Here is a 16238-nt window from a genome sequence, read left to right on the forward strand (position 1 = left end):
CCCTACCCCTCCGGCCCGCCGCCCCGGCGGCGGGCCATCCGGGCGCGGTGGTCGGACGACGGATGGAAGATGCCGAGAATTTCGATCACACCGCGGTCCGGCTCCGGACGAAAATACAAGGCGATGTCGTCCATCTGCACGCAACGCATGCCGTCGATACCGGTGACGGACCCAATGAAGGGCACGCTGAGGAGGCGGCGAAACGCATCCCCGGTCTTCTCTCCCCGTCGCGCGGCAAGGCTATCCGCCTCGTCTATGGAATGGCCGAGGTTCCGGTAGACCGAGTAGATATACCGGTCCAAGTCGAGGAGATCGTCACTGGCATCCTTCGAAAGCTCAAGTCTCTAGTCCACGTTCCCGCCTCAATAGCTGACGGCCTTGGCGGTACCGTTCCCAGAACTCGTCCTCGCTGATGAACGGTCCGTTCATCCGCTCTCGGAGCATCGTCACAAATTCCGGATCGATGGGGTTCTCGTCGTGATCCGCCTGTTCCCAGCGCAATCGGTCCAACCCATGTGCGAGAACAGCCTCCATCGTGTCGAAGCCGTGCTCCTCCATCGCGCGGCGGGCGACGGCTTCCTGTTCGTCGGTCAGGGTCACGGTGATGCGGGCGTTCATCGGCGGCTCCTCCGGTCCGGCACACGCTAGCACCGGGCCGGGGCGTGGCAAAGGGTCAGGGACGGCGACGCCCCAGACCGAACAGGCTGCGGAACATCGCGGCCCGTTCGGCATGGGCCCGGGCATAGGCGTCCTCGTAGGTGCGGGTGATCGGTGTCTCGAACATCGTCTCGTCCTTCCGTATCGGTTGCGTTGCGTATCGCTCGATGGCGATATGCGCCTTCGACCGGCGCCCGACAAACGAGACTTAGCCAGCCTTCAGGTAAGGAAAACTTGTCCGACCGCCTCCCACCCCTCACCGCCCTCCGCGCCTTCGACGCCGCGGCACGGCATATGTCCTTCCGCGACGCCGCGGCGGAACTGAACGTGACGCCCGCCGCTTTATCGTTTCAGATTAAGCAGTTGGAAGAACACTACGGCGCCCCGCTGTTCAATCGCCTGAACCGGCGCATCACCCTGACCGAAGCCGGACAGGCCCTGGCGCCCGGCACCGCCAACGCCTTCGCCGCCTTGTCCGAAGCCTGGCGCGCCGCCCGCCGCGTGCGGGAATCGGGGATGCTGACGGTCACCGCGGGCCCGGCGATCACCGCCCGCTGGCTGGCCCCCCGCCTCTTCGCCTTCGCCCGCGACCACCCGGAGGTCGAGCTTCGCTTCGCGGCGACCCTGCGCATCCTCGACTTCGCGCGCGACGACATCGACGTGGCCATCCGGTTCGGCCTGCCCGGCCCGGAGGAGGCCAAGCTGCACAAGGCCATGGACATCCGCGAATGGGTCACCCCGATGATGACGCCCGCCCTCGCCCGCGACTATCCGACCCCCGACGCCCTGCGGGACGCGCCCCTGATCCATCAGGACGACACGGCGTGGATGCGCCCGCCCGCCGACTGGCCCGCCTGGTTCCGCGCCAACGGGGTGACGCCGCCCGCGATGCACGGTCCCCATTTCAGCCAGGCGGACCATGCGATGGACGCGGCGCAGGCGGGGGCGGGCGTGGTGCTGGGGCGCGGCAGCCTCGCCGACCTGGCGCTGCGGCAGGGCGCCCTCGTGGCGCCGTTCTCCATCGCGCTCGTGCCGAACGCCCATTTCCGCGTCCTCTGCCCCGAAGGCGCGCAGGCCCGGCCGGAGGTTCGGGCGTTCCTCGACTGGTTGGCGGAGCAGGTCGCGGCGATGCCGGACCACGCCGCGGATCACGATCTGATCGACGCGGCGGACGTCCCGGCCCCGTGACGGGCCGGGCGTCCCGTCGTGGGGTCGTCGTCAGGCGGTCGCCTGCAGCTCCATCCGCGCGATCTCCTGCTTGATGGCCAGCTTCCGCTTCTTCAGTTCCGACAAGATCAGCGAATCACCGCCGGGACTCCGCTGCTCGGCTTCCACCTGCCGGGACAGACGTTCGTGCTTCTTGCGCAATTCCTGAAGGTGCGAGGTCAACGACATGGACATCTCCTTGTTGGGTTCGTGCACGATGCGGGTCCAGTGCAGCACGACGGAATGCCACCTGTCACCTCTTGAAGATGCCGTTGGGGAACATAGTGCGTCGCATCCTCCGGATCGCGCCGCCGTGGGATCAACCGTGACGGGCGGCGACGGTCTTCAGGGTGCCGAAGCCGTACAGCGCCTCGAACCCCTTCTCGCGTCCATGGCCGGACTTGCCGACGCCGCCGAAGGGCAGCTCGACCCCGCCCCCCGCGCCATAATCGTTGATGAAGACCTGCCCCGCGCGCAGGTCGCGCGCCGTGCGCATCTGCCGCCCCCCGTCGCGCGTCCAGACGCCTGCGACCAGGCCGTATCCGGTGCCGTTGGCGATGCGCACCGCCTCTGCCTCGTCGTCGAACGGCAACAGGACCTGGACGGGTCCGAAGATTTCCGCCTGCGCGACCTCGTCGCCCGGTGACACGTCCGCCAGCAGCACGGGCGCCACGTAATGCCCCGCTGCGTCCGTGACGATCGCGCCCCGTGCCACGACCCGCGCCGCACCCGCGCGCCCGAGGAACCCCTCCACGATCGACTTCTGCTTGCCCGACACCAGCGGACCGACGTCCAGGTCGTCCAGCGCCGGGCCGACGCGCAGGCCGCGATAGCGATCCGCCATCGCGTCCCGCACCGCGTCGAACACGCCCCGCTGCACCAGGATGCGAGAGGCCGCGGAACAGGTCTGGCCCGCGTTCTGGATGCCCGCGCCCACCAGGAACGGAAGCGCCAGATCCAGGTCGGCGTCGTCGAACACGATCTGCGGGGACTTGCCGCCCAGTTCCAACGTCACCGGCACGACGTTGCGCGCGGCCGCGGCCTGCACCGCGGTTCCCGTGACGACCGACCCGGTGAAGCTGACATGGTCGATGTCCGGATGCCCCGCCAGCGCCGCCCCCGCGACGGCGCCCCGCCCGGGGACGACGTTCAGCACCCCGTCCGGCAGCCCCGCCTCCGCCGCGAGATGCGCGAAGGCCAGGGCCGTCAGGCAGGCGTCCTCCGCGGGCTTCAGGACGCAGGCGTTGCCCATCGCCAGGGCGGCGCCCACCGACCGCCCGATGATCTGCATCGGATAGTTCCAGGGAACGATGTGTCCCGTCACCCCGTGCGGCTGGCGCAGCGCATACACGGTATATCCGTCGAGATACGGGATCGTCTGGCCAAGCACCTTGTCCGCCGCCCCGCCATAGAACTCGCAGTACCGCGCCAGGGCCACCGCGTCGGCGCGCGCCTGGGTCAGGGGCTTGCCGACGTCGCGGGCCTCCAGCCATGCCAGGTCGTCCACCCGTTCCGCCACCAGGCGGCCCAGGCGCGTCAGGATGCGACCGCGTTCGACGGCCGGCGTCCGGCCCCAGCCGCCGTCGAAGGCGGCCCGCGCCGCAGCCACCGCGGCGTCGACGTCCGCCGCCGTCCCGTTCGCGATCGCCGCGAACGCGTCGCCCGTCGACGGGTCCACCACCGGCAGCGTCGCCCGCGCGGCCCGCCATGTTCCCCCGATCAGCATCGTCGTGGGATCGAACCACGGCGCGCCGCTGTCATTAGCCGGTTTCGTCATCGCTCCCCTCCCTCCTCGTCCGCATCCGTCAGGCGCAGATAGGTCCGGCCCTCGTGCCCGGTGATCCGCAAGACGGCCCGCGTGCCGGGCACGCAGATCGGATCGTCCTCGAACGCATGGTGTGCATGCGCGGTGTCCAGCGTCTCGCGCCGTCGCAGGCGGTTCTGCCGCATCCCGTCCGGACCCACCAGCGCCAGCACGAAGGTGGCGTCGTCCACCGGCGCGACGGGGGCCAGGGCGTCGAACAGGGCCGGCGACGGCAGGTCGCCCGGTCCCAGCAGCGTCACGTCCATATACGGTCCGAAGTGGCAGACATGGCCCTCCCGCGCATCCGGCACCAAGTCGGCGACCCGGATCGGCCCGTCGAGCGTGGCCAAGACGTCCGGCGCCAGGGCGGGGATCGCCACCGGGTCGCGGTCGGCGCGAAGGACGACGGCGGTCGGGACCGCCACGGCGGCGGCGGCCGCGATCCCCAGCCAGGCGATCCGCGTCACGGGACCCATTCCGCGGGGATGCGCGGGGCGGCGGCGATCAGCGCGCGGGTATAGTCGTGTCGCGGGCGGGCGAAGACGGCCTCCGTCCCGCCCCGCTCCACGATCCGGCCCGCACGCATGACCAGAACGCGGTCGCAGATGGCGCGCACCACCGTCAGGTCGTGGCTGATGAACAGATAGGACAGCCCCAGCCGGTCCTGCAGGTCGTCCAGCAGCGCCAGCACGCGGGCGCGCACGCGGACGTCGAGCGCGCTGACCGCCTCGTCCAGGACCACCACGTCGGGCTCGGTCACCAGCGCGCGGGCGATGGCGATGCGCTGGCGCTGCCCGCCGCTGAACTGGTGGGGATAACGGTCCATCGCATCCCGTTCGAGGCCCACGGCGTCGAGCGACGCCGCGACGCGGTCGCGCCAGTCGCGCGGGCGGCCCGTCAGGTGGAAGGGTTCGGCCACCAATCGGGCCACGGTCCAACGGGGGTCGAAGCTGCCATAGGGATCCTGGAACACGACGCTCAGCCGGGCGCGGTCGGCTCGGGTCATCGCGGTGCCGCCGGGGCGCCCGCACAATGTGATCGCGCCCCCCTGCACCGGTTCCAGCCCCAGCAGCGCGCGGGTCAGGGTGGACTTGCCGCAACCGGACTCGCCCACCAGTCCCAGGCTCTCGCCCCGGTGCAGCGTCAGGTCCACGCCGTCCACCGCCGTCAGCGCGCCATAGCGGCGGATGACGTCGCGCGCGGTCAGGACGGGCTCGTCCCGGGGCACCGCGCGCGGGGCGCGGGGCGCGGGGCGGGACGCGGCCAGAAGGTCGCGGGTATAGGGATGCGCCGCCGTCCGGAACACGTCCGGCGCCGGACCGGCCTCCACGATCGCGCCGTCCTTCATGACCGCCACGTCGTCGGCCATGCCCGCGACCACGCCCAGGTCGTGCGTGATCAGCAAAAGCGCCATGCCCTCGTCCGCGACGAGGCCGCGCAGCAGGTCGAGGATGGTGGCCTGCGTGGTGACGTCCAGCGCGGTGGTGGGTTCGTCGGCGATCAGCAGACGGGGGCGGCGCGCGATGGCCATGGCGATGCAGACCCGCTGCCGCTGTCCGCCCGACAATTCGTGCGGATAGCGGTCGAGTGGCACGCGCGACAGGCCGACCCGGTCCAGGCGGTCGCGGGCGACCGCGTTCGCGTCCGCCCGCGGGGTGCCGCGCAGGCGAAGGCCCTCCGCCACCTGCGCGCCGATCGTGTGGACAGGGTTCAGCGCGGTGGTGGGCTCCTGGAAGATCATCCCGATCTCGGCGCCCCGGACGTCCAGCCAGCCCCGCTCCGACAGGGCAGTCAGGTCGCGCGGGCCCGCGGTGATCGTGCCGGTCGCGGCCGCCCCGCGGGGCAGCAGCCCCATGCAGGCCAGCGCCGTCATCGACTTGCCGGACCCGGACTCGCCCACCAGCCCCAGGATGCGCCCCTGGGGCAGGGCGAAGGACACGCCCCTCAGGATGGGCGTGCCGTGGATCGCGACCGACAGGTCGCGCGCGGCTAGGGACCAGGCCGCCGTCACGCCCGGGCGCGCCGCAGCCTGGGGTCCAGCCAGTCCCGCAGCCCGTCGCCCAGCAGGTTCAGCCCCAGAACCGTCACGACGATCGCCAGCCCCGGCAGGATCGCCAGGCGCGGCGCGGAATAGATCATGGTCTGGCTGTCCGCCAGCATCCGGCCCCAGGACGGCACCGGCGGCTGCGCGCCCAGCCCGACATAGGACAGCGCCGCCTCCGCCAGGATGCCCAGGCTGAACTGGATGGTGGCCTGCACGATCAGCAGGGACGCCACGTTGGGCAGGATGTGCTGCGCCGAGATCAGGAACGCCCCCTTTCCCGCCACCCGCGCCGCCATGACGTAGTCCAGCGTCCACAGGGGCAGCGCCCCGCCCCGGGCCACGCGGGCGAAGACGGGCACGTTGAAGATGCCGATGGCGATGATGGCGTTCACCGCGCCGGGGCCGAACACGGCGGTGATCAGGATCGCGATGACCAGGGACGGGAAGGCGAAGATCAGGTCGTTGCCGCGCATGATGACCTCGTCCAGCCAGCCGCCGCGATGCGCCGCCGCCCACAGGCCCAGGGGCACGCCCAGAAGGGTGCCGATGCCCACGGCCACCAGGGCCACCGCGATGGAGGTCCGCGCGCCCGCCATCAGCATCGACGCCATGTCGCGACCCAGATGGTCGGTGCCCAGCCAATGCGTCCCCGAGGGCGTCGCCATGCGTGCGGCCACGTCCAGCGACGTCACGTCGTGCGGCGTCCAGATCAGCGACAGCAGCGCGGCCGCGGCGACGGCGGCGGTCACCAGCGCGCCTGCGCCCAGCGCGGCCCTCATGGGCGCCGCAGCCGGGGATCGGCCAGGACATAGGCCAGCTCGACCAGGAAGGTGACGCAGATCACCGCGGCCACCAGAAGCATCGTCACCGACTGGACCACGATCAGGTCGCGCTGCGTGATGCCCTGGAAGATCAGGCGTCCCAGCCCCGGCAGGTAGAACACGTTCTCGATGATGATGGCCCCCGCCAGAAGGAAGCTGAACTGCAGCCCCAGGATGGTCAGGACGGGGATCAGGGCGTTGCGCAGGGCATGGCGCAGGACGGTCGCGCGCCGGGACAGCCCCTTCGCGCGCGCCGTGCGGACGTAGTCCTGGTCCAGCGCGTCGATCAGGGCGGACCGCAGGACGCGAGCCAGGATCGACGCCTGCGGCAGGGCCAGCGCCACCGCGGGCAGGGTCAGCGCCACGATCGCGGCCAGGGGGTCGTCCCAGCCGGGGAACCCGCCCGCGGGCATCAGGCGCCACGTCACCGCGAAGACCAGGACCAGCAGCATCGCGAACCAGAAGTTGGGGATCGCCACGCCCAGCTGCGTGGCCGCCATCGTGCCCCAATCCGCCGGGCCGCCCCGGTCCGACGCCGCCAGCAGCCCCGCCGGCAGGGCCACCGCCACCGACAGGCCCAGCGCATAGAGCGCCAGCGGAGCGCTGATCCAGATCCGGTCCGCCACCAAGTCGGCCACGGGCACGCGGTACGTATAGGACGTGCCGAGATCCCCCGTCAGCATCCCCCCCGCCCAGGCCAGGTAGCGGTCCGCCAGCGACCCGTCCAACCCCAGTTCGGCGCGCAGGGCGGCCACGGTGTCGGGTTGCGCGTTCAACCCCAGCATGAAGGCCGCCGGATCCCCCGGCACGGCCTGCAGCAGGACGAAGATCACCACGCTCGCCACCCCCAGCGACAGGGCGAGGGACACGGCCCGTGTGAACAGCGCGCGCAGCATGGCGCGACGCTAGACGCTGCGACGACGGGGGGAAAGCGGTCACGGAACGGTGCCCGAAGCGTCATCGCCCCGTTACGGGCCGGGCGCAGGACGACCCCATCGCTTGAAGGCATTTCACCAGTGCAGGGACCTCGGCCTTCCCCGCCGGGGTCCCCATTTGCCCGTCTCGACGGCGCGACACAACGCTGCGTCCCCGTTGATTCCCCGCCCGGCGCTGCCCATACCCCTTCCCGAACGCGAGGATACCCTGCTTTGGGAGAGGACCGGATGACCGACGCCGCAGACGCCATCGAACGCGAAGCCATGGAATACGACGTGGTGATCGTCGGCGCCGGGCCCGCGGGCCTGTCCGCCGCGATCCGCCTGAAGCAGCTGGACGCCGACCGGTCCGTCGTCGTGCTCGAAAAGGGGTCGGAGGTCGGCGCCCACATCCTGTCGGGCGCGGTGCTGGACCCCGTGGGGCTGGACGCGCTGATCCCCGACTGGCGCGACCGCGGCGCCCCCCTCGACGTGCCCGTCACGTCCGACAGCTTCTACGTGCTGGGCGAGGAAGGGCGCGTCCGCGTGCCCAACGCCGTGATGCCGCCCCTGATGTCGAACCACGGCAACTACGTCGTCTCGATGGGCAACGTGTGCCGCTGGCTGGCCGAGCAGGCGGAGGGACTGGGGGTGGAGGTGTTCCCCGGCATGGCCGCGTCCCAGCTGGTCTTCGACGACGGGGGCCGCGTGAAGGGCGTCGTCGCGGGCGAGTTCGGGCGCGAGGCGGACGGCTCGATCGGCGCCGGCTACGAGCCGGGGATGGAGCTGCACGGCCGCTACGTCATGCTGGGCGAAGGCGTGCGCGGGTCCCTGTCCAAGCAGGTGATCGACCGCTTCGACTTGGCCGCGGACGCCGAGCCGCAGAAATACGGCATCGGCATGAAGGAGCTGTGGGAGGTCGACCCCGCCAAGCACGTGCCCGGCAAGGTCCTGCACACGATGGGCTGGCCCCTGGGCAGCAACGCGGGCGGGGGGTCATTCGTGTACCACCTAAACGACAACCAGGTCTATGTCGGGTTCGTCGTCCACCTGAACTACAAGAACCCCTACGTGAACCCCTACCTGTCCTTCCAGCAATTCAAGCACCATCCGATGATGGCCGAGCTGCTGGAGGGGGGCAAGCGCGTGTCCTACGGCGCGCGGGCCATCACCGAAGGCGGCTGGCAGTCGTTGCCCAGGACCGCGTTCCCCGGCGGGGTGCTGCTGGGCTGCGCGGCCGGCATGGTTAACGTCCCCCGCATCAAGGGCAACCACAACGCCATGCTGTCGGGCAAGGCCGCCGCGGAAACGGCGCACGCGGCCCTGGAAGAAGGGCGCGGCAGCGACACGCTGACCGAATACGACCGCGAGGTGCGCGAAGGACCGATCGGCAAGGACCTGAAGGCCGTGCGCAACGTCAAGCCGCTCTGGTCGAACTACGGCCTGACGGCGTCCCTGACGGTGGGCGGCGCGTCGATGTGGATGAACAACATCTTCGGCTGGTCCCCGTTCACGAACGCCCACGGCAAGTCGGACGCGGACTCGACCGAACCGGCGAAGGACCACAAGGTCATCGAATACCCCAAGCCCGACGGCGTGCTGTCCTTCGACCGGCTGACCAACGTGGCCTATTCCTTCACCAACCACGAGGAATCGCAGCCCGCGCATCTGAAGCTGCGCGACCCGGACAAGCCGGTGGAGGTGGACCTGAAGATCTATGCCGGCCCGTCCGCGCGGTACTGTCCGGCCGGCGTGTACGAATTCGTGGGCGAAGGCGACGACGCGCGCTTCGTCATCAACTTCCAGAACTGCGTCCACTGCAAGACCTGCGACATCAAGGACCCGGCCCAGAACATCGTCTGGACCACGCCGCAGGGGGGCGACGGGCCGAACTACCCGAACATGTGACGCCGCCCCGCGTTGCATCCCCCCCGCCCGGGCCATAGCGTCCGGGCCGACATCCCCTGACCGGACGACGTGACATGCCCCTGCGCGCCCTGCTGATCGCAGCCACCCTGCTGACGCCCGTGACGGCCGCGGCCCAGAACGTCGCCGGCCCCTATCTGGCGGCCCGGATCGCGGGGTTCGGCAACGACTACGACGCGGCCGCCGACTACTATGCCACGCTGCTGCGGGCCGACAACGTCCCCGCGGACGTCCTGGAAAGCGCGCTGGTCGTCTATGGCGCCCTGGGCCGGTTCGACGAGGGGGTGACCTTCGCCGACCGCATGACCCTGGCCGGCGGTCCCAGCCGCTTCGCCACCGGCATCCGGATGGTCGATGCCCTGCTGAACGAACGCTACGACCGGGCGAGCGCGCTGCTCCTGGACGGGGACGGCGTCGGCGGCGCGCTCCTGGACGGGATGCTCGACGGCTGGCTGGCCGTCGCGCAGGGCGATCCCGACGCAGCGGACGAACGCTTCGACGCCCTGGCCGAGACGCCCAGCTATGCCAGCTTCGCACGCCAGCAGCAGGCCTATGCGCTGGCCCTGGCCGGCGAGTACGCCGCTGCCGACGACATCCTGGCGGGCCGCACGCACGGCCCCCTGCCCGCCAACGTCCGCGCGGTGGAGGCGCATGCCCAGATCCTGGCCGAACTGGATCGCCCGGACGACGCGCTGGAACTGCTGGAGGAGATCGCCGCGCAGGCGAACAACCCGGTCCTGCGGGACATGCAGGCCCGCCTGGAGGCGGGCGAGGAGATCGGCTGGGACTTCATCACCACCCCCCGCGAAGGGCTGGCGGAGGCCTACTTCACCCTGGCCGCCATCCTGGCGGGCGAGACGTCGCCCACCTTCACGCTGGTCAACGCGCAGGCCGCCGCGGCGCTGCGGCCCGACCATGTCGACGCCCTCGTCCTGATTGGCGGCCTGTTCGACGAGCAGGAGCAGTACGACCTGGCCGACGCCGTGCTGGGCCGCGTGCCCGCCGATCACCCATCGTTCTTCGGGGCCGAGATCGAGCGCGCGGAGGTCCTGCTGGCCTCCGACCGCGAGGATGCGGCGGTGGAGGTGCTTCGCAGCCTCAGCCGCGCCCATCCCGACGAGATCGTGGTGTGGACCGCCCTTGGCGACGCGCTGCGCCGTTTGGACCGCTTCGCCCTGGCGGCGGACGCCTACGACCAGGCGGTCGAACTGTTGGAGGAACCGGGCCCGCGCGACTGGTTCCTGTTCTACGCCCGCGCCATCGCGCGCGAACGGATGGGACGGTTCGATCAGGCGGAACCGGACTTCCGCCGCGCGCTGGAGCTGAACCCCGAACAGCCGCTGGTCCTGAACTATCTCGGCTATTCGCTGGTGGAGGCGCGGCGCGACCTGGACGAGGCGCTCGGCATGATCGAGCGCGCGGTGGAGGCACGGCCAGACGACGGGTTCATCACCGACTCCCTCGGCTGGGTCCTGTATCGCCTGGGCCGGTACGAGGAGGCGGTCGCCCCCATGGAGCGCGCCGTCCAGTTGGAGCCGCTGGACCCGATCATCAACGACCATTTCGGGGACGTCCTGTGGACCGTGGGCCGCGAGCGGGAGGCCCGGTTCCAATGGCGCCGCGCCCTCAGCCTCGATCCGGAGGAGGACGAGGTCGCGCGCATCCGGCGCAAGCTGGACGTCGGGCTGGACGTCGTCCTGGCGGAGGAAGCCGCGGAGGACGAAGCCGGGGACGACGGTGCCGCCACCGAGTGACGGCACGCGCCATCTCGCCCCCGCCAAGGTCAACCTGACGCTGCACGTCACGGGACGGCGGGCGGACGGACGGCACGACCTGGATTCCCTGGTCGCGTTCGCGGATCTGGGCGACGTGCTCCACGTGTCGCCGGGCGATGCGCTGACGATCGACGGGCCCTTCGCGAATGGCGTGCCGGTGGACGACCGGAACCTGATCCGTCGCGCGCTGGCCGCCGCGGGCACGACCCGCGCGGTGGATCTGGACAAGCGGTTGCCCCACCCCGCCGGCCTGGGCGGCGGGTCGTCGGACGCGGCCGCCGCCCTGCGGGCGGTGGGCGCCGATCTCGGCCTGGATGCGCTGATGGCCCTGGGCGCGGACCTGCCCGTTTGCCTGGCCGCCGCCCCGTCCCGCATGCGCGGCGCGGGCGAGCGCGTCGATCCCGTCGCGCTGCCTCGGCTCCATGCCGTCCTGGTGAATCCGGGCGTGGCCGTGCCCACGGGCGCCGTCTTTGCCGCGCTCGAAGGTCATGGTCCCCCGATGCCGGACGTGCTGCCCGCGGGCGACCCGCTCGATTGGCTGGGCGGGATGCGCAACGACCTGCAGGCGCCCGCGACCGGGGTGGCGTCCGTCATCGCCGATGTGCTGGCCGCGTTGACGGCAGCCGGGGCGCGCCTGTCCCGCATGTCCGGTTCCGGCGCGACCTGCTTCGGGCTGTTCCCCGATCCGGCCGCCGCCGAGGCCGCCGCGCGCCGGCTGGATTACCCCGGTTGGTGGGCGCGTGCCTGCACGCTGAACCCTTCGGCCCCCTAGGATCCGTCGGCTGGCGTCGCGTCCGCACCCCCCGTCACGCGTCCGCATCCGCGCGAGATCGAATCGGGAAGGCGTCCGACGCGGGGCAGACGCGAAGCAGACGCTCCGCAGACACCCGCCGATCGACCCGCGCCGCGCCATCGTCGCGGCCATCGGGATGCCTGCCCTCCACGGGATTCCTTGTCCCCATGGGCCCGTCGACGCTCTTGCACCGCGCTCTGCTCACGCACAGACTATCCTCACGGAACGACCGAACCGCGACCCCGACGAGAACGCTTTCGCCGCAGCGCAGCGAAGATCCGACGTTCCGTGGGGCGGCCCCCCGGGGGTCAGCTCGCCCGCGCCACCACGTAATGGGCCAGGTCGGACAGCATGTCGCGCAGCGGATGGCGCGGCAGGTGGTCCAGCGCCGCGACGGCGCGGTCGCGCCAGGTCAGGGCTTCGCGCCGCGTCTCCTCCAGGGTGCCGTGACGGGCGATGATGGCCTGCGCCTGGGCGAAGTCGCCGCGCCCCCGCTCCATCGCGTCCTTCCAGAAGGCGCGTTCGGCGTCGTCGCCGCGCGCGATGGCGCGGATCACGGGCAGCGTCAGCTTCCCTTCGCGGAAGTCGTCGCCCAGATCCTTGCCGATGCCGTCGCCCGCGCCGCCATAGTCCAGCCAGTCGTCGACCATCTGGAAGCTGATCCCCAGCGCGTCGCCATAGGCCGCCAGCGCCTCCACCTGCACCTCCGGGGCGCGGGCCACCACGCCGCCGACCTGCGCCGCCGCCTCGAACAGGGCGGCCGTCTTGCCGCGCACGACCTGCAGATAGGTCGCCTCGTCGGTGGCCACGTTGCGGGCGGCGGTCAGCTGCAGCACCTCCCCCTCCGCGATCGTGGCGGCGGCCCCCGACAGGATGTCCAGCACGCGCAGGGACCCGGTCTGCACCATCAGCTGGAACGACCGCGCGAACAGGTAGTCCCCCACCAGCACGCTGGACTGGTTGTCCCACAGCAGGTTCGCCGTGGGCCGCCCCCGGCGCTGCTGGCTCTCGTCGACCACGTCGTCGTGCAGGAGCGTGGCGGTGTGGATGAACTCGACCGTGGCGGCCAGCTTGATGTGGTCGTCCCCCCCGTCGGCGCCATAGCCACACAGCCGCGCCGCCGCGACGGTCAGCATGGGCCGCACGCGCTTGCCGCCGGCATCCACCAGATGGGCCGTGATCTCCGGGATGCGGGGGGCGTTGCGCGACGCCATGCGTGTCCGGATCAGGTCCGCCACGCGGTCCATGTCCGCTGCGCAAGCCAGGGCCAGCCGGTCGAGCGGCCCCTTGGGCGGCGTCTGGTCGGTCACGATCGGCCCCATCTCGACAAGGGGGGCGGTGCCCCCCATAACCCGTATCCGATGAAGGAGTTGCTGCGCACCAACGACCCGACGGTCATCGCCTTCGCCACCGCCCTCCTGGACGGCGAGGGTATAGACTGCTTCGTACTGGACGCCAACACGTCGGTCCTGGAAGGCTCCATCGGGATCCTGCCCCGGCGGCTGATGGTGGCGTCCCGCGACCTGTTCCTGGCACGGGCCACCATGCGCGACAACGCCATCGCCGTCAGCGAATGACCGCCACGCGCGACGCGCTGCTGGGCGGTCGCGTGCACGTCTGGCAGCCGCGGCGCGGATTCCGGTCGGGGTCGGACGCCGTGCTGCTGGCCGCCGCCTGTCCCGCGCGTCCGGGCGACCGCGTGCTGGACCTGGGATGCGGGACCGGCGCCGTCGCCCTGTGCCTCGCGGCCCGGGTCGGGGCGCTGGACCTGCTGGGCATCGAACGCGACCCCGCCGCGGCCGCGATGGCGCGTCGCAACGGCCTGGCCGTGCAGGTGGCCGACGTGCTGGACCCACCGCCCGAGTTGCGGGCCCGCAGCTTCGACCACGTCGTAACGAACCCGCCCTACTACGCCGCGGGCGGCAGCCGCCCCGTGGATCCGGGCCGCGCCGCCGCCATGCGCGAAGGGGCGGTGGGCGACCTGCGCGCTTGGTGCGATGCCGCATGCCGTCGGGCCGGTCCCAAGGGGACCGTCACCGTGATCGCCGCCGCGGACCGGCTGGCCGACGTCCTGGGGGCAATGGACGGCCGGTTGGGCGACATCCGCATCCGCCCCATCGCAGGCGGCGACGCCGTCCCGGCCGGGCGCGTGATCGTGCGCGGACGAAAGGGACGCCGCGCGCCCCTGCGCCTGCTGACGCCGTTGGTGACCCATCGCGACGGTGACCCGACGGACGAGGCGGAGGCCATCCTCCGCCATGCGGCGGCACTATCGATGGATTGACGACCGGCGGTCAGATCAACTCGAACCGGCCCGTCCATGCGGCCACGGCGAAGATCAGCCCGTTCGCGATGGCGTGCGCCACGATCGCGTCCGAGATCCGCCCCGTATGTCGTCGCAACAGCGAGAAGATCAGCCCCGCGACCGCGGCCTCCCACCACCGACCGTGCAGGACGGCGAACAATGCGGTCGTCGCACCGATCGACAAGAGCACCCAGGGCCACGTGTCCCGCCGCTGCAGGCGCCGCTCCATGTATTCCCGGAAGAACAGTTCCTCGACCAATGGAACGAGGATCGTCGTGCCGATCCCGCGCGCGATCAGCCAACCGATCAACAGCACGCCGGTCAGCGCGCCATAGGGGGCCGCGCCCTGGGGGGCGACGGGGACCAGGATCCACAGGATCGCGATGGCCGTGCCCGCGAGTACCGAGACCGGCGCCACCCGCCAATCGAGCGCGGCATAGATGCGCCAGAACAGCGCCAACGCGGCCGCGACCGCCAGCATCCGCAACGGATACAGCAGCGCCGGCTGGTCCGTGAGGACGGATGCGAAGACCGCCGACAGCATGAAGACGCCCAGCGGCAGGATGCGTGCGACGACCGGGTCCCGCCGGAGTGGTGGCACCGCCCGCGTCTCGACGGCGCCCGCGGCACCCGCTGCGGATGCCCGCTGGATCCACGGGATCGCGTTGCCCACCGCGACGATGCCCAACGCAACCAGCGTGAACATCATCCAACCCGCATGGCTGTGGAAGGCGCCGACGGCCAGTTCGGGGCTATAGGTCCCCCCGATGATCAACAGGATCGAGATGCGCAGGACGTTGAACAGGGCGGAGGCCGCGATGCCCAGTGGAAACAGGATCAGCGCGTGGGGGAACCGCAGGTTCGATCGGAACAGCGTCAGGAACAGCGTGACGAACACGCTGACGAGGGCCATGCCCTCGACACCGGAACAGACGGGCGCGACGCTGATGTAGAACCCGTCGATCCCGATGCCCTTCACCGTCGCATCGGCATGGACGTCGAATCCCGCGGAGCCGACGAGAAGGACCACGGCGTCGAAGGTCGCGTCCGCGACGGCCTCCACGCGCCAGAGAGGATAGAGCATCGTCGCCAAGAACGGGGCCGCCGCGCCGAGCAGGACGGACAGCCCGAGGTCCCAACGCTCCCGCGACAGAAACGGGATCAGGCGGTGGGGTGGGGCGACCGAAAGGACGAAGCCCGCCGTCATCGCCGATAGGCCGGCCCCCCATAGAAGCAAGCTGGCCCGCAACGATCCGTCTGGATCCGTCAGGATCAGCGCGATCGGCGTCAGCGCGGCGAGAAGGCCGCCCATGTTCAACAGGATCGGCGCCGTTCGGTATCCCGCATCCTGAACCAGGTCCCGAACGGACGCCATCCGGAAGGCCGCGAACAGCGCGAGAGCACCGGCGATGCAATAGATCGCGATGACCGCCATGCTCGCCCCACTGCAAGCCCATGCGGGCCAATTCGCCCGGCAATCGAATGGAATGAGGTGTTTGTACAAGAAGGCGACGGTGGTCAGCTGCCCCAGGAACAAGGTACTGAAACCGATCGCAGTCAACATGGGCAAGGGTCGCCCGCGTCGATCGTAATGATTCTTCGAAATGAAAGTCACTGATCCCACAACCCGATAATCGTTCGGTCGGCAGTTCCCCTTAATGCGACGGGCCCGCGAATGCGGGCCCGTCGATCTGGGCGATGCTCGGTTCAGGACGCGCGGCGGCGCCGTTCGAACGCGATCAGAAGGACGGCGGCCACTGCGACCAGTGCGGCCGTGCCTTCCATGGCGCTGATTTCCGGAACGGGCGTCCCGTCGCCGAACGGATTCGCGGATGCGGCCGAAGCGGCGATGGTGGCCAGGGCGGCAATGCTGAAAGTCTTCATTTGCGATCTCCTATAGAGAACAGGGGTGGTGAGCCAATGTCGGCCCGGGACATCGCGGCAGCGTGCCACGATGGAACGAGGCCGAAATGCCCGGCCCCGTCCATATTTG

General features: G+C 70.9%; 17 protein-coding genes. 6 read left to right on the forward strand and 11 right to left on the reverse strand.

What is annotated here, in order from left to right; all coding sequences use genetic code 11:
* Positions 1 to 2 precede the first annotated feature (2 nt).
* Positions 3 to 302, reverse strand: coding sequence for a hypothetical protein (locus tag P0084_RS14070; RefSeq protein ID WP_308917502.1), 300 nt, complete (start codon positions 300 to 302; stop codon positions 3 to 5).
* A 34-nt stretch (positions 303 to 336) separates the two neighbouring features.
* Complete coding sequence (locus P0084_RS14075) at positions 337 to 618, reverse strand: hypothetical protein (RefSeq protein WP_308917503.1); 282 nt, start codon at positions 616 to 618, stop codon at positions 337 to 339.
* Positions 619 to 891: 273 nt separating this feature from the next.
* Here P0084_RS14075 and gcvA point away from each other — a divergent pair, with 273 nt between their 5' ends.
* Entirely contained in the window at positions 892 to 1845 is a 954-nt protein-coding gene (gcvA, locus tag P0084_RS14080; RefSeq protein ID WP_308917504.1) for a transcriptional regulator GcvA, read from the forward strand.
* Positions 1846 to 1875: 30 nt separating this feature from the next.
* Here gcvA and P0084_RS14085 read toward each other — a convergent pair whose 3' ends face one another.
* From P0084_RS14085 to P0084_RS14110, 6 genes are all read right to left on the reverse strand, one after another.
* On the reverse strand, positions 1876 to 2100 hold the full coding sequence (locus P0084_RS14085) for a YdcH family protein (RefSeq protein WP_374213661.1): 225 nt from the start codon (positions 2098 to 2100) through the stop codon (positions 1876 to 1878).
* Between the two features lie 82 nt (positions 2101 to 2182).
* Positions 2183 to 3640, reverse strand: coding sequence for an aldehyde dehydrogenase family protein (locus P0084_RS14090; RefSeq protein ID WP_308917505.1), 1458 nt, complete (start codon positions 3638 to 3640; stop codon positions 2183 to 2185).
* Positions 3637 to 4134 carry a hypothetical protein gene (locus P0084_RS14095; protein WP_308917506.1) on the reverse strand — a complete coding sequence of 166 codons (498 nt, stop codon included), beginning with the start codon at positions 4132 to 4134 and terminating at the stop codon, positions 3637 to 3639. The genes P0084_RS14090 and P0084_RS14095 overlap by 4 nt, the downstream gene beginning before the upstream one ends.
* Entirely contained in the window at positions 4131 to 5678 is a 1548-nt protein-coding gene (locus tag P0084_RS14100) for an ABC transporter ATP-binding protein (protein WP_308917507.1), read from the reverse strand. The genes P0084_RS14095 and P0084_RS14100 overlap by 4 nt, the downstream gene beginning before the upstream one ends.
* Positions 5675 to 6490, reverse strand: a complete 816-nt coding sequence (locus P0084_RS14105) for an ABC transporter permease (RefSeq protein WP_308917508.1) — start codon at positions 6488 to 6490, stop codon at positions 5675 to 5677. The genes P0084_RS14100 and P0084_RS14105 overlap by 4 nt, the downstream gene beginning before the upstream one ends.
* Entirely contained in the window at positions 6487 to 7428 is a 942-nt protein-coding gene (locus P0084_RS14110) for an ABC transporter permease (protein WP_308917509.1), read from the reverse strand. Before P0084_RS14110 ends, P0084_RS14105 begins: the two co-directional genes overlap by 4 nt.
* A 267-nt stretch (positions 7429 to 7695) precedes the next feature.
* On the opposite strand from P0084_RS14110, the gene P0084_RS14115 reads away from it, so the two are divergent.
* From P0084_RS14115 to P0084_RS14125, 3 genes are all read left to right on the forward strand, one after another.
* Positions 7696 to 9354 (forward strand): electron transfer flavoprotein-ubiquinone oxidoreductase, encoded by a 1659-nt coding sequence (locus P0084_RS14115; RefSeq protein ID WP_308917510.1) that lies wholly within the window; start codon positions 7696 to 7698, stop codon positions 9352 to 9354.
* Positions 9355 to 9428: 74 nt separating this feature from the next.
* Positions 9429 to 11126, forward strand: a complete 1698-nt coding sequence (locus tag P0084_RS14120; RefSeq protein ID WP_308917511.1) for a tetratricopeptide repeat protein — start codon at positions 9429 to 9431, stop codon at positions 11124 to 11126.
* Entirely contained in the window at positions 11110 to 11919 is an 810-nt protein-coding gene (locus tag P0084_RS14125; RefSeq protein ID WP_308917512.1) for a 4-(cytidine 5'-diphospho)-2-C-methyl-D-erythritol kinase, read from the forward strand. Before P0084_RS14120 ends, P0084_RS14125 begins: the two co-directional genes overlap by 17 nt.
* Positions 11920 to 12248: 329 nt before the next feature.
* Here P0084_RS14125 and P0084_RS14130 read toward each other — a convergent pair whose 3' ends face one another.
* Entirely contained in the window at positions 12249 to 13262 is a 1014-nt protein-coding gene (locus P0084_RS14130) for a polyprenyl synthetase family protein (protein ID WP_374213665.1), read from the reverse strand.
* Between the two features lie 39 nt (positions 13263 to 13301).
* Between P0084_RS14130 and P0084_RS14135 the strand changes: the two genes are divergently transcribed.
* Complete coding sequence (locus P0084_RS14135; protein WP_308917513.1) at positions 13302 to 13517, forward strand: putative signal transducing protein; 216 nt, start codon at positions 13302 to 13304, stop codon at positions 13515 to 13517.
* A complete protein-coding gene (locus P0084_RS14140; RefSeq protein ID WP_308917514.1) occupies positions 13514 to 14224 on the forward strand; it encodes a tRNA1(Val) (adenine(37)-N6)-methyltransferase in 711 nt (236 codons plus the stop codon). The genes P0084_RS14135 and P0084_RS14140 overlap by 4 nt, the downstream gene beginning before the upstream one ends.
* Before the next feature lie 10 nt (positions 14225 to 14234).
* Here P0084_RS14140 and xrtE read toward each other — a convergent pair whose 3' ends face one another.
* Both xrtE and P0084_RS14150 read right to left on the reverse strand, forming a co-directional pair.
* Positions 14235 to 15809, reverse strand: a complete 1575-nt coding sequence (xrtE, locus tag P0084_RS14145; protein WP_308917515.1) for an exosortase E/protease, VPEID-CTERM system — start codon at positions 15807 to 15809, stop codon at positions 14235 to 14237.
* Positions 15810 to 15952: 143 nt separating this feature from the next.
* The gene (locus P0084_RS14150; protein WP_308917516.1) at positions 15953 to 16129 is read right to left on the reverse strand and encodes a hypothetical protein; all 177 of its coding nucleotides are present in this window, start codon (positions 16127 to 16129) and stop codon (positions 15953 to 15955) included.
* Between the last annotated feature and the right edge of the window lie 109 nt (positions 16130 to 16238).

Origin of the sequence: Jannaschia maritima (assembly GCF_030973515.1) — a bacterium.
Lineage (GTDB): Bacteria > Pseudomonadota > Alphaproteobacteria > Rhodobacterales > Rhodobacteraceae > Jannaschia > Jannaschia maritima.

Excerpts from the sequence above, each read along its gene's own strand:
- P0084_RS14075 (WP_308917503.1), bottom strand. The coding sequence starts at position 618 with ATGAACGCCCGCATCACCGTGACCCTGACCGACGAACAGGAAGCCGTC.
- P0084_RS14090 (WP_308917505.1), bottom strand. The coding sequence starts at position 3,640 with ATGACGAAACCGGCTAATGACAGCGGCGCGCCGTGGTTCGATCCCACG.
- P0084_RS14105 (WP_308917508.1), bottom strand. The coding sequence starts at position 6,490 with ATGAGGGCCGCGCTGGGCGCAGGCGCGCTGGTGACCGCCGCCGTCGCC.
- P0084_RS14110 (WP_308917509.1), bottom strand. The coding sequence starts at position 7,428 with ATGCTGCGCGCGCTGTTCACACGGGCCGTGTCCCTCGCCCTGTCGCTG.
- P0084_RS14115 (WP_308917510.1), top strand. The coding sequence starts at position 7,696 with ATGACCGACGCCGCAGACGCCATCGAACGCGAAGCCATGGAATACGAC.
- P0084_RS14120 (WP_308917511.1), top strand. The coding sequence starts at position 9,429 with ATGCCCCTGCGCGCCCTGCTGATCGCAGCCACCCTGCTGACGCCCGTG.
- P0084_RS14130 (WP_374213665.1), bottom strand. The coding sequence starts at position 13,262 with ATGGGGCCGATCGTGACCGACCAGACGCCGCCCAAGGGGCCGCTCGAC.
- P0084_RS14135 (WP_308917513.1), top strand. The coding sequence starts at position 13,302 with ATGAAGGAGTTGCTGCGCACCAACGACCCGACGGTCATCGCCTTCGCC.
- P0084_RS14140 (WP_308917514.1), top strand. The coding sequence starts at position 13,514 with ATGACCGCCACGCGCGACGCGCTGCTGGGCGGTCGCGTGCACGTCTGG.
- xrtE (WP_308917515.1), bottom strand. The coding sequence starts at position 15,809 with ATGTTGACTGCGATCGGTTTCAGTACCTTGTTCCTGGGGCAGCTGACC.
- P0084_RS14150 (WP_308917516.1), bottom strand. The coding sequence starts at position 16,129 with ATGAAGACTTTCAGCATTGCCGCCCTGGCCACCATCGCCGCTTCGGCC.